11 protein-coding genes are annotated in these 12944 nt (G+C 40.1%); 9 read left to right on the top strand and 2 right to left on the bottom strand.

Features of this window, described 5'->3' with window-relative positions; genetic code table 11:
- Positions 1-6: 6 nt before the first annotated feature.
- Positions 7-906, bottom strand: a complete 900-nt coding sequence (locus LB449_RS09520; RefSeq protein ID WP_224454866.1) for an ABC transporter ATP-binding protein — start codon at positions 904-906, stop codon at positions 7-9.
- Between the two features lie 88 nt (positions 907-994).
- Here LB449_RS09520 and LB449_RS09515 point away from each other — a divergent pair, with 88 nt between their 5' ends.
- Together LB449_RS09515 and LB449_RS09510 are read left to right on the top strand one after the other, a co-directional pair.
- Positions 995-2041 (top strand): hypothetical protein, encoded by a 1047-nt coding sequence (locus LB449_RS09515; RefSeq protein ID WP_224454865.1) that lies wholly within the window; start codon positions 995-997, stop codon positions 2039-2041.
- 69 nt (positions 2042-2110) lie between these two features.
- Positions 2111-4051, top strand: a complete 1941-nt coding sequence (locus tag LB449_RS09510; protein ID WP_224454864.1) for a M1 family metallopeptidase — start codon at positions 2111-2113, stop codon at positions 4049-4051.
- Positions 4052-4724: 673 nt separating this feature from the next.
- Here the strand turns inward: LB449_RS09510 and fabD are convergent.
- Positions 4725-5609 (bottom strand): ACP S-malonyltransferase, encoded by an 885-nt coding sequence (gene fabD, locus LB449_RS09505; protein ID WP_224454863.1) that lies wholly within the window; start codon positions 5607-5609, stop codon positions 4725-4727.
- A gap of 309 nt (positions 5610-5918) precedes the next feature.
- On the opposite strand from fabD, the gene LB449_RS09500 reads away from it, so the two are divergent.
- The 7 genes from LB449_RS09500 to trpB all read left to right on the top strand — a co-directional run bounded on the left by LB449_RS09500 (position 5919) and on the right by trpB (position 12854).
- Positions 5919-6119 carry a GIY-YIG nuclease family protein gene (locus tag LB449_RS09500; protein WP_224454862.1) on the top strand — a complete coding sequence of 67 codons (201 nt, stop codon included), beginning with the start codon at positions 5919-5921 and terminating at the stop codon, positions 6117-6119.
- A 1186-nt stretch (positions 6120-7305) separates the two neighbouring features.
- The gene (locus LB449_RS09495) at positions 7306-8688 is read left to right on the top strand and encodes an anthranilate synthase component I family protein (protein ID WP_224454861.1); all 1383 of its coding nucleotides are present in this window, start codon (positions 7306-7308) and stop codon (positions 8686-8688) included.
- Positions 8689-8696: 8 nt separating this feature from the next.
- Positions 8697-9263: an anthranilate synthase component II gene (locus LB449_RS09490; RefSeq protein WP_224454860.1), complete on the top strand. Its 567-nt coding sequence runs from the start codon at positions 8697-8699 to the stop codon at positions 9261-9263.
- 20 nt (positions 9264-9283) lie between these two features.
- Positions 9284-10279 (top strand): anthranilate phosphoribosyltransferase, encoded by a 996-nt coding sequence (trpD, locus tag LB449_RS09485; RefSeq protein ID WP_224454859.1) that lies wholly within the window; start codon positions 9284-9286, stop codon positions 10277-10279.
- A complete protein-coding gene (trpC, locus tag LB449_RS09480; protein WP_224454858.1) occupies positions 10276-11034 on the top strand; it encodes an indole-3-glycerol phosphate synthase TrpC in 759 nt (252 codons plus the stop codon). The genes trpD and trpC overlap by 4 nt, the downstream gene beginning before the upstream one ends.
- Positions 11035-11041: 7 nt before the next feature.
- The gene (locus LB449_RS09475; protein ID WP_224454857.1) at positions 11042-11683 is read left to right on the top strand and encodes a phosphoribosylanthranilate isomerase; all 642 of its coding nucleotides are present in this window, start codon (positions 11042-11044) and stop codon (positions 11681-11683) included.
- Positions 11670-12854 (top strand): tryptophan synthase subunit beta, encoded by a 1185-nt coding sequence (gene trpB / locus LB449_RS09470; protein ID WP_224454856.1) that lies wholly within the window; start codon positions 11670-11672, stop codon positions 12852-12854. The genes LB449_RS09475 and trpB overlap by 14 nt, the downstream gene beginning before the upstream one ends.
- The last annotated feature ends 90 nt before the right edge of the window (positions 12855-12944 follow it).

Below are 12944 nucleotides of genomic sequence, written 5' to 3'. Positions count from 1 at the left end.
TAGAGCTTATTGGTTTTTCGTAAGTTTTAAAAATTGTTCTTCCAGCGTTTCTTTTCGCTTTACCAGATGAGTCAGTAAAATTTGGTTTTCAAAACATTCCTTGTTTAGAGCTTTAGCTTCATAAGGCTGAGATAAGATGGCTTTTATCAGGTCATTTTCTTCTTCATCATAACTTTCAATAGCCTCATGAGTATCCAGAAGTTGCTTTAAGGCTTCCTTATCTTCACTTTTCAATTCAAAAAAACCATGAGTAGCATTCAGTTCGTCCACGGGACCTGCATACAATTTCACTCCGTTTCTGATGACAATGACATGAGAACAAACTTTTTCTACCTCATCGAGTAGGTGAGAAGCTAGCAAAATGGTCATGCCATCTGCGGCTATTCTTTTGATAATTTCTCGAATTTGATGGATGCCTTGAGGATCCAACCCATTGGTAGGTTCATCAAGAATCAGGATCTCAGGATCATTGAGCAAAGCTGAAGCAATAGCCAGGCGCTGTTTCATTCCCAATGAATAACTTTTGAAATGGTCTTTTTTTCGGTCCTTAAGATTTACGATGTCAAGGACATGATCTATTTTGGAAGAGTCAACTTCTTTGATCTTACAAACTAACTTTAGATTGTCCTCAGCACTCATGCTGGGGTAGAAATTGGGACTTTCGATGATAGCCCCCACTTTTTTTAAAGCATTATGCGTAGTCATATTGCCATCAAACCACTCAAAACTACCAGAGGTGGGATTGACGACATTCAGAACCATTCCCAAAGTGGTTGACTTCCCACTTCCATTGGGTCCCAGAATACCATAAACATTACCTTTTTGGATATTGAAGCTAAGTGCATTGACAGCGGTTAAACTTCCAAATTTTTTGGTGAGGCCTTTCAGTTTTAAAATAGTTTTCAAAGTGGTTCAGTTTTTTATAAGACGGAAAGCAAGAGTTGATGTTACATATTAAGCAAGCAAATTTGCTACCTTTGAAAAAAAAGGGTGCATGGAAAAGAAACTCATGTCTAGGAAAAAGCCATCGTTTACGATAAGCGAACAGCTCAATAAATACCTTCAGACTTATAACAGGAACACTAAGATTCCAGTTTCTTACGATGATTTATTGAGATTTTCAGGCTCTATCGTGGTCTATGATAGGCATGACGAGGATACTTTATGGGTAAGATGTTACTATTCAGATTTTGAGCGGGAAGAAATCGATAACAGTTTAAAGCGTGTTTATCTTATCCTTCACTCCGATGGGCGTAGTGAACATCTGGATTTCCTCAATGTCGATGCTATAGACTATTGCACTTTTGGTAATTCTAAACCCTTTCGGATTAAAGTTAGAAATGTACTGAACGATAACTTCACCTATTTCTACATCAAAAAAGCAGATGCCTCCAGAATATACGGGCTGGATTTTGAGCATATTCTTTCCCCAAACCGAATCAATTTTTTGGTCAACAAAGACACCTTAATAGAAGAGCATATTGCCGGGATTCCAGGAGATGTCTTCATCAAAGAGCATTTACCCGAGTGCACTGATAGAGCCAGGAACGAAATTGCCAAGCAATTTGTCAAGTTTGACGAACGCTGCACCCTAAGGCTTTTAGGGGATATGCGTTCTTATAACTACGTCGTAATCCCTACTCATGATTTTGACCATGTAGATTACAAAATCAGAGCGATAGATTTTGATCAGCAAAACTATGAAGGCAATCTAAAAGTATATCAGCCACATTTTTTTAAAGAAAACCGACCTATGGTCAAAATGGTTTCAGATTTACTTCAGGACACTTCGGTAGAACAATATAGGAAAGAAGAGCGTTCTCAAGTGGCTAAGCGTTTAATCACTTCAGAAAAAAGATTTAGAATGCTCATACGTTCTATGATGAAGGACAGAGTGTCTTCAGATCAAAATGTGAAGACGCTGAGAAACCAACTCGTCGCTTATACCCGAGACATCCGCTTCAAACGCTGTAAAACTATGGGGCATATTCTTAAAACAGCCTTGGATTTTGTGAAGAGAAATTATCTGGAAATCGAATGATTACTTTCTTTTTTCTGAATTTTATCCTTGATTTTCATATTTTAGAGCAAAAATTTAAATTTTAAACTTATGAACAAAATAAATTATCTAGTTCTGGCTCTGGGACTGAGTATTCTTACTCTCCCATCAGCTTCAGCGCAACTGGAAAGCAATCAGTCACAATTTGACGAATTTATGGACAGGTCTGGAAATTCTTACCGCTCTGCAACTGGGAAACCTGGTCCGGAATATTTTCAAAATGAGGCAGACTACAGCATCAAGGTGAGTCTTGATCCCGAAAGTCATAAGATAACGGGGCAGATCACTATGGAGTATGTCAACAATAGTCCTGAGGATCTAGACTATATCTGGATGTATTTGGAGCAAAATAGATTTACTCAAAATTCAAGAGGAACTCTCACCACTCCTGTAGAGGGCAACCGTTATAATGGTGATCCATTAGACGGTGTTAAGATTTCTAATCTACAAGCCAAAGTAAAGCGTTCTACTTCAACCAAACATTTGATTACAGATACGCGCATGCAAGTCTTTTTCGATCAGCCTTTAAAAGCTGAAGGCGGAAAAGCCGAGGTGTCTATGAACTTTGAGTTTGAAATTCCTGTGAATGGAATGGACAGAATGGGGCGTTTAAGCACCCAAAACGGCGAAATTTACGCCCTGGCGCAATGGTTTCCGCAAGTTGCGGTGTTCGATGATATTGAAGGCTGGAATGTTGAGCCTTATTTGGGAGCTGGAGAATTTTACTACGATTATGGAAATTTTGATGTAGAAATCACCGTTCCTCACAATTTTGTAGTGGTCGGTTCTGGAGAGCTTCAGAACCCTAAAGACGTCTTGTCATCTGAGGTTTATGACCGTTACAAAAAAGCTTTAGAAAGTCAGGAAACAGTGACTTTAATTTCTTCAGAAGAAATTGGTAATAGCAACATGTTTGCCAACGAAAGCGGCACTCAAACCTGGCACTACGAAATTGAAAATTCCAGAGATTTTGCTTTTGCAGCTTCCAAAGCTTTTATCTGGGATGGAGCACAATTCAATCTTCCAAGTGGAAAAACAGGCTTAGCCCATTCTGTATATCCTATCGAAAGCGACGGGCAAGATGCCTGGTCAAGATCAACAGAATACAGTAAGGCGTCTATAGAGCATTATTCAGAAAAGTGGTTTGAATACCCTTACACATCGGCAGTTAATGTCGCCGCAGATATCGGTGGAATGGAATACCCAGGACTCAATTTCTGTAGCTGGAAAAGCAAAGGCGGAAGTCTTTGGGGCGTTACCGATCATGAGTTTGGCCACAACTGGTTTCCAATGATTGTAGGAAGCAATGAAAGACGTTACGCCTGGATGGACGAAGGCTTCAATACCTTTATCAATTTTTATAGTACACAAGCTTTCAACGATGGTGAATATCCAGCACGTTTGAACAAGCCTAGGAATTTAACAGGTTGGTTCATAGGAGATACCCGCGAAAGCATTGCAACCTATCCAGATGTAGCAAATTTAAGAAACCTTGGAATGATTGCGTATTATAAGCCAGCACTAGGCTTAGTCATGTTGAGAGAATATATTTTGGGTGAAGAGCGATTCGATTACGCCTTTAGATCGTATATCGAAACCTGGGCGTTCAAACATCCTCAGCCCAAAGATTTTTTCAACCATATGGAAAGCGCAGCAGGCGAAAACCTATCCTGGTTTTTTGAGCCATGGTTCTATGGCACAGAAAATATCGATTTAGCTGTCGATTCGTTAAGAAAGCGAGATGGAGCTTATTACTTAACGGTTTCCAACAAAGGGGGAATTCCAATGCCGGTTCACATGCAAATCACTTTTGAAGATGGTTCAACCGCTATGAAAAGCCTGCCTGTAGAAATCTGGCAGAGAGGTAACACCTGGACCCATAAATTTGAAACTGAAAAAGACATTAAGTCTATAGATATCGACCCTAACAAAATTTTGATGGACATCAATTATTCCAATGATAAATGGCCAATAGAAATTTATAAAGATTAAATTCTTTAAAACAGTACAGAAGCCGTTAGAAACCAAGAGTTCTTAACGGCTTTTTTATTTCATCAAATCATTTTTTAATTAAAATTTGTGTCTCCTGTCTGTCGAACCTTGTTTGCTCTCTATTTCTGATTTTGCTTACGTAAGTCTAAGAATGTATAGAAAATAAGCTTTAAGCTTATAAGTTAGATTTCAAGTTGGGATCGTTTGGGGAAGTTGATTTAGTCTACTCTTATTTATAATAGTTTTCGTTCACCTGAAGTCGGGTTACAGTTATTTCTTGTAGTGACACCAAACAAAGAATCTGTCTCAAAATATCAAAATTGTCACCTTGAACTTGTTTTCAAGGTCTAATTATAAACTAATAATCAATTAATGTAGATTCTGAAATATCCCAAATCGTCGGGACAGAATGACAATGATATTGGTTTTGATATAGCTACTTTTTTAAGTCAATCCTTTACTGCATTTTATAACCAAGTTAAAAAAGTTTTTACTCCCTACTACACCCCTAGTATCTCCCTAGTATCCCCTAAGTATCTACCGAGGAGCTCTGAGATCATTTTTTGTTTGGATTAAAAATTTATTGACGACAAATAATTTTAGTTTGAATGCAAATTTTGACAAGTTCACGACTCACGACTCACGACTCACGACTCACGACTCACGACTTGAGCTATAATCCAGAAATGCTTTCTGCTTTTACGTGTCTATCTACTTTTCTCAATAAGCCCTGAAGAACTTTTCCAGGACCTACTTCTGTAAAATCTGTAGCCCCATCAGCCAGCATCTGTATCATGGTTTGCGTCCATTTTACTGGAGCGGTTAATTGTTTTATCAAATTGTTTTTGATCTCCTGAGGATCAGAAACTGCGGTTGTGGTAACGTTTTGATAGACTGGACATTTTGGAGTACTGAATTTTGTAGATTCAATAGCTTTTGCCAGTTCTTCTTTTGCTGGTTCCATCAATGGAGAGTGAAAAGCCCCGCCAACGGGAAGTAGTAATGCCCGTTTTGCCCCTTTTTCCTTCATGGCTTCACAGGCTTTTTCTACCGCTTCACGCGTTCCGGAAATCACCAGTTGTCCAGGACAATTGTAATTGGCAGGAACAACAATACCATCTATAGATTTACAAACTTCTTCCACAACTTCATCGGCAAGCCCTAAGACCGCAGCCATCGTTGAGGGGTTGATTTCACAAGCCTTTTGCATGGCCAAAGCTCTTTTATGTACCAATTTCAGTGCATCTTCAAATTCTAAAGTCCCATTAGCCACCAAGGCCGAAAACTCACCAAGTGAATGACCTGCCACCATATCTGGTTGAAAAGACTCTCCCAACACTTTACTTAAAATCACGGAGTGTAAAAAGATAGCAGGTTGAGTGACTTTAGTCTCTTTGAGATCCTCAGCAGAACCTTCAAACATGATTTTGGAAATATCAAATCCTAGAATGTCGTTGGCTTTATGGAATAGGTTTCTGGCTTCTTCAGAGCTGTTGTAAAGGTCTTGACCCATTCCTGTAAACTGGGCACCCTGACCCGGAAATATATAAGCTTTCATGTGGTAGTTTTTTTGTTGAGGATCAAAGATAATATTTTAGGCCGTTTTGAAGAATGTCAGTCTTTAGTTCTCAGTTTACGGTTGACGGTTCTCAGTACCCGACAGTACCCGACAGTGAGCCTGCCTGCGTTCCTTCAAAGGCAGGGAGTGATTGGTGGCTGGAAGGTTTTCGACGGAGTTGATCTTGAGCGAGGTTGAAGTACTCGATTTATTTAAATTTAAACACTGTCAATCTGTTTAGGTTTGAGCTGCCTGTGTTGAGCAAAGACGAAGTAGAGTCGAGAACAAAAAAATTCTATATCAAAAATTATGAAAACCTTCTTTGTCTATATTATCAAATGCGCTGATCATACTTATTACACAGGAATGACTAATAATATATCTAGAAGATGGCAAGAGCATTGTTTTGGTGAAGAACACAAAGATGCTTACACCTATAGCCGAAAACCTTTGGAGTTGGTTTTTTATGAAGCTTTTAATGATGTAAAACAAGCCTTTGAGTTTGAGTGAAAAATCAAAAGATTTAGCTGAATGTAGAAATGATTCACATTCTAAATTTAAACAAATGGAGTAAATGGTTCTCGACTCCGCTCGAACTTGAAACAAAAGTGGTTTTCGATTGAATATATCCTGAGCGATGGCCGAAGGCTTCGAACTCAAAACATAAGTGATTTCTGACGGAATTTATCCAGATTGATAGCAAAAAGACACGTACTTGAAACAGGAAAAGAAATCGAACTTAAACTAAGTAATCAAAGAATTTTATAATTGTTTTAGTATCGAGCTATTTTAAGCTATTTTGTTTCCCAATAAAGTTGATGCTGAGCGATAGCCGAAGGGCTCAAACTTGGAATAAAGTAAAATTCTCGACTTCAGTTATTTAAATGGTTCTCGACTCCGCTCGAACTTGAAACTAAAGTGGTTCTCGATTGGGTTTATTCTGAGCGATAGTCGAAGGCTTCGAACTCAAAACAAAAGTGATTTTCGATTGAATATATCCTGAGCGATAGCCGAAGTGCTCGAACTTGAAACAAAAGTGGTTTTCGATTGAATATATCCTGAGCGATAGCCGAAGTGCTCGAACTTGAAAAATGAAATGACTCAGACTTAAAACAAAAGAATATCTCCCACAAGACTTAATTAAAAATGAGCGATTCTTCATCATCACTTTTGACTAGACGCAGCCCCCTGGCATTTTAGTCCTGAGAGATGATATTATTTTTGAGATGTGATCGCCTAACTTTTCTGTATGCTTGGTCTGATTATCTCTTTTTGTTATTTCAGACGTTATAAAGATGTCAGGGCTAACGCCCCTTTTTTCAAGCAGTCGCGGATGTATTACGAAGATGTCAGTGCTAACGCTCCTCCATTTTTTCTATGGTTACATATTTTATGTGTATATCAAAGCTTTTTTTAAAACTTGTTTGTAAAAATTCTAGATAGGGGCGTAGCTCTGTAATCTTAATACGAGCAGCGTCCTAACATCATTTTCCAAAACAAAATTTTAACATCTGTAGATTTATAAATAAATGATTATTATTCCTATGTTTGTGACATGTTAAATAATCAAAACAATTCTTGGTGGTGGTCTTTATTACGTCAAACGTCGTGATCTAGATCCTGCTATGCATATATTTCATAAAGGCTTGTCTATCACGACAGGCCTTTTTTAATTTTTAAAACCTGAACCAAGACCATGAGTTATTCTTTAAAAACCACTTATCAAAAGCTGCTTGCGGACACCTTTACGCCGGTGAGTGCCTATCTCAAAATCAGGGATAAATATCCACATTCGTTGCTGTTGGAAAGCAGTGACTACCATACCAACGACAATAGCTTTAGCTACATCTGTTGCAACCCCATTGCTCACTTCAAAGTGGAAAACGAACAAATCGAACTCAAATATCCCGACGGCACCTATAAGCAAATCGATATCGATGCTGAGGTGAATGTGACCAGCGAACTTCAGAAGTATTTAGCAGAGTATGAAGTCGAAGATTTAGGTTTTAAATTTCTAACTCAAGGACTTTTTGGATTCTCGACTTACGACGCCGTTCGCTATTTTGAAAAATTAACCATCGATAAAAGTCGATCTCAATTGGGTTTGCCAGACATGCTTTACAATGTGTTTCAGAATGTAATTGTCATTAATCATTTTAATGACGAAGCTTATATTTTTGATCATAGTTTCGACGGTACCAATCGCATTTCAGAATTAAAATCTTTGATGAAAAATCAGAATTATACTGAATATGATTTTGAATTGGATGGTGGAGAAACGTCTCCTATTACTGATGAAGAATTTATGGAATACGTCACCAAGGCGAAAGCGCATTGCCAGCGTGGCGATGTCTTCCAGATGGTGATGTCCAGACGTTTTTCTCAAGGTTTCAAGGGAGATGAATTCAATGTGTACAGAAAATTGAGAAGCATCAACCCCAGTCCTTATTTGTTTTATTTCGACTTTGGAAACTATAAAATCTTTGGGAGTTCTCCTGAAGCGCATTTAGTGGTTCAGGACGGCAAAGCGGAAATTCACCCCATTGCAGGAACGTTTAAACGGACAGGAAACGATCAGGAGGATGCCGCTATGGCCTTGAAGTTGTCTGAAGATGAAAAGGAGAATTCTGAACACGTGATGCTGGTGGATTTAGCCAGAAATGACCTGAGCCGAAATGGTAAAAAGGTAAAGGTCGAAACCTATAAAGAGGTGCAATATTTCTCGCATGTGATTCATTTGGTCAGTAAAGTGACCGCTGAAGTGAAACAAGAAAACAGTTTGAAACTGCTAGGCGATACCTTTCCTGCAGGGACTTTGAGTGGTGCACCAAAACACAATGCCATGTCGCTCATTGAAAAGTATGAAAACATAAGTCGGGAGGCTTACGGTGGTGCCATTGGCGTGATCGATTTTAAAGGCAATATGAATCAGGCGATTATCATCAGAAGTTTTGTGAGTAAGGATTTAAAATTGCATTACCAAGCCGGTGCTGGTGTGGTAAGCGATAGCACTGAAGAAAACGAATTACAAGAAGTCATCAATAAACTCGGAGCTTTACGTAAAGCTTTGGATCAATAAAAAAAGCCATGAAAAAAATATTAGTCATAGATAATTACGATTCCTTTGTCTACAATCTGGTGCATTACCTCGAAGAATTTGACGCCGAAGTTACTGTGAAACGTAACGATGAGGTGAACGTAGAAGATGTAAAACATTACGATAAAATCTTACTGTCTCCAGGTCCTGGAATCCCTGAAGAAGCTGGCCAGTTAAAAGCGATCATCAAAGCTTTTGCTCACGAAAAGCCAATGCTGGGTGTGTGTTTAGGTCAGCAAGCCATCATGGAAGTCTTTGGTGGAGAGTTGCTGAATTTGGACAAAGTTCACCACGGGGTTGCGACAGAAATTAAAACTTTGGTCGACGATGAGGTCTTATACAAAGGACTTCCAAAAACTATGATGGTCGGTCGGTACCATTCGTGGGTGGTGAATCAACACTTACCAGATTGTCTTTTGGCTACCTCAGTCGATGAGCAGGGGCAAATCATGTCTTTAAGACATAAAGAATACGATGTAAGAGCGGTTCAATTTCATCCGGAATCGGTGTTAACGCCGGAAGGCAAACAAATGATTAAAAACTGGATTGAAAGCTAATTTGCTCAAACAAAAGACTTATGAAACATATACTCAACCGACTCATACAGCAGGAACAGCTCTCTAAAGAAGACGCCAAAGGCGTGCTGTTGCAAATCTCTAACGGCGAGTTCAGCGAGATTCAAATCGCCTCCTTTCTTACGGTATTTATGATGCGCAGCATCAGCGTGGAAGAGTTGGAAGGCTTTCGGGATGCACTTTTGGAACTCTGTATTCCTGTCGATTTTCAAGGCGAAACGGTCATGGATTTGTGTGGAACAGGCGGCGATGGGCAAAACACCTTCAATGTGTCTACGGCAGCTTCGTTTGTGGTTGCTGCTTCAGGCATTAAAGTCGCTAAGCACGGAAACTACGGCGTGTCTTCAGTCAGTGGAAGTTCTAACGTTCTGGAAGCCATGGGGATTAAATTTTCCAATGAGCAGGGTTTTTTAGACAAAAGCATGGAAAAAGCCAATATCGCTATTCTTCACGCGCCTTTGTTTCATCCGGCGATGAAAAATGTGGCGCCAATTCGGAAATCCCTTGCTTTAAAAACGTTTTTCAATATGCTGGGTCCAATGGTGAATCCTGCTAAGCCAGATTTGCAACTGGTCGGCGTGTATGACTTGGAATTGCTGAGGAAATACCATTATTTGTATCAGAAAACCGATAAAACTTACTGCATTTTGCACGATTTGAATCAGTATGATGAAATCTCTCTGACGGCTAAAACCAAGTGCGTCACCAATACACAGGAGATTTATTTGTCTGCTGAAGATTTTGGCGTTTTACCAGTTTCTAAAGAGGAAATTTATGGAGGGGACACGGTGGAAGGTGCTGCCTATATTTTTTATCAGATTTTAAATGGAAAAGGAACCGCAGCTCAAAACAACGTGGTCTGTGCCAATGCAGCAGCGGCAATTTCAACAGCCAGAAACATCACCGTAGCCGATGCTTTTGCAGAAGCTAAAGATCTTTTGAAAGGAGGAAAAGCACTTGAAGTTTTGAACCAACTTAAAACGATAAGTCAGTCATGAAACAGATTCTAGAAGAAATTATCGGTTATCAGCAACTGGTCGTCAACCTTAAGAAGAAACGGATGCCCGTCGAGGTCTTAACCTCTTTCCCTGAGTTTTCAAGTCCAACGCGAAGCTTAAAGCAAGCCGTGGCAACTTCCGAAGAAGGAATAATCGCCGAATTCAAGCGCCGATCGCCTAGTAAGGAAGCGATTAACCTGAAGGCGGATGTGATGAATATTGCACAAAGTTATGAGAAAATGGGCGCTGCAGGGATGTCGGTGTTGACCAATCAGCGTTACTTTGGGGGGAGTTTGGAAGATTTACAACTGGCAAAATCAGTTTGTAATCTGCCGATTTTACGTAAAGACTTTATGGTGGATGCGTACCAAGTATTAGAGGCTAAAGCTTACGGAGCGGATGCGATTTTGTTGATTGCCAACGCGCTTTCTGCTGAAAAGCTGGAAGAATTGGCGGTTTTGGCTCACGATCTAGGATTAGAAATATTATTTGAAATTCACGAAGCTGAAGAAATCAAGAAGTTAGATACGAAATACATTGATTTGATTGGCGTCAACAACCGTAATTTAAGGACTTTCGAAGTGGATCTCCAACAAGGTTTAGACATGTTACCACATTTGCCAGCAGATGTGCTGAAGATTTCTGAAAGCGGCATTCAGGACCGGGAAACCATTCAGAAATTGATTCAGCAAGGATTCAATGGCGTATTGGTGGGTGAGTTTTTTATGAAACAAAATGGATCTGAATTAAAATAAGAGGTATATGAAAGTGAAAGTCTGTGGAATGAAACATCCAGAAAATATCCAAGCCTTGGCACAATTAGACATCGATTATATGGGGTTTATTTTCTATGAAAAGTCACCACGTTTTGCAAAAACAGCAATTGAGCTTCCTGAGCGCATTCAGAAAGTTGGGGTATTTGTCAACGAAACTATCGAGAAGATTTTGAAGAAAGTCAAAGAGTTTCAATTGAATGTGATTCAGTTGCACGGTTATGAAAGTCCGGAATTTTGTAAAGAGCTTAATCAGGCTTTGGCTGCAGAAGGCTTCGCTGAGGTGAAGTTGTGGAAAGTATTTTCTATAAAATCTCCTTCAGATTTTGAAGGTATTGAAGATTTTAGTTACTATGTCAACGGCTATTTGCTGGATACCAAAGGCCAGTACAGAGGTGGCAATGGCGAAAAATTTGACTGGCAACTGCTTCAGCAACAGAATTTATCAAAGCCTGTAATGTTGAGTGGTGGCATTGGTCCGGAAGATGCGGAACAAGTGAGTCAATTATTTAAAAAAGGATGGATTGCAGGCGTGGACGTCAACAGCGGATTTGAAGACGAGCCTGGGCTTAAAAATATAACTTTAGTGAACGAATTTTTACAAAACCTTAGAACTTATGAGCAAGTATAAAGTAGATGAGCAGGGATTTTATGGTGATTTTGGCGGGGCATATATTCCGGAGTTGCTGTATCCCAATGTGGAAGAATTAAGGCAAAACTATAAGCAGATCATTCATACGGAAGACTTTCAGAAGCAATTCAAAAGTCTGTTGAAGGATTATGTGGGACGACCAACACCTTTGTATCTGGCTGAAAATTTAAGTGAAAAGTACAAGACCAAAATTTATCTCAAGCGAGAAGATTTGTGTCATACCGGGGCACACAAAATCAACAACACCGTTGGTCAGATTCTTTTGGCCAAAGCCTTGGGTAAACACCGGATTATTGCCGAAACTGGTGCTGGACAGCATGGTGTGGCAACGGCTACAGTGTGTGCCTTGATGGGGCTGGAATGTATTGTGTATATGGGCGCCAAAGACATTGAGCGTCAAGCCCCCAATGTCGCCCGAATGAAGATGCTGGGTGCCAAAGTGGTACCGGCCACTTCAGGAAGTAAAACCCTAAAAGACGCGACCAATGAGGCGATTCGCGACTGGATCAACCATCCTAAAGACACGCATTATATCATCGGTTCGGTGGTTGGTCCGCATCCGTATCCGGATATGGTGACGGAACTGCAGAGCGTGATTTCCAAGGAAGTTAAAGCTCAGATGCTGGAGAAAGAAGGTCGGGAGTTACCGGATTACGTCATCGCCTGTGTAGGAGGAGGGAGTAATGCTGCCGGATTGTTTGCAGACTTTATGGACCACGAAGAGGTAGGGATTATTGGGGTGGAAGCCTCAGGAAAAGGGGTAGAAACTACCGAATCTGCTGCGACTACTATTTTGGGTCGGGAAGGCATTATTCACGGCAGTAAAACGCTGCTGATGCAAAATACCGATGGGCAAATTACCGAGCCGTATTCGATTTCGGCAGGATTGGATTATCCGGGTATTGGACCGCTTCATGCGCATTTGTTCAAAACCGGTCGAGGTAAATTTGTGTCGATTACCGATGTGGAGGCGATGGAAGCAGGTCTGGAGCTGAGCCGTATGGAAGGGATCATTCCGGCGATTGAAACGGCGCATGCCTTTGCGATTTTCAAGTATCTGGACTTTAAGGAAGACGATGTGCTGGTGTTCAATTGCTCCGGGCGTGGGGATAAGGATTTGGAAACATACCGAAAGTATTTTGGGTATTAAGTTTTTAGTACATCAGATGGTTCTGTCCTTGTTTTAACATCGAGCGGAGTCGAGATGATTAAAGTTCTCGACTGAGTTTATCTTGACCAA

Origin of the sequence: Psychroflexus lacisalsi (assembly GCF_020164495.1) — a bacterium.
GTDB classification, from domain to species: domain Bacteria; phylum Bacteroidota; class Bacteroidia; order Flavobacteriales; family Flavobacteriaceae; genus Psychroflexus; species Psychroflexus lacisalsi.
Note: the sequence above shows the minus strand (reverse complement) of the source record. Positions and strands in the feature narration are given on the sequence as shown.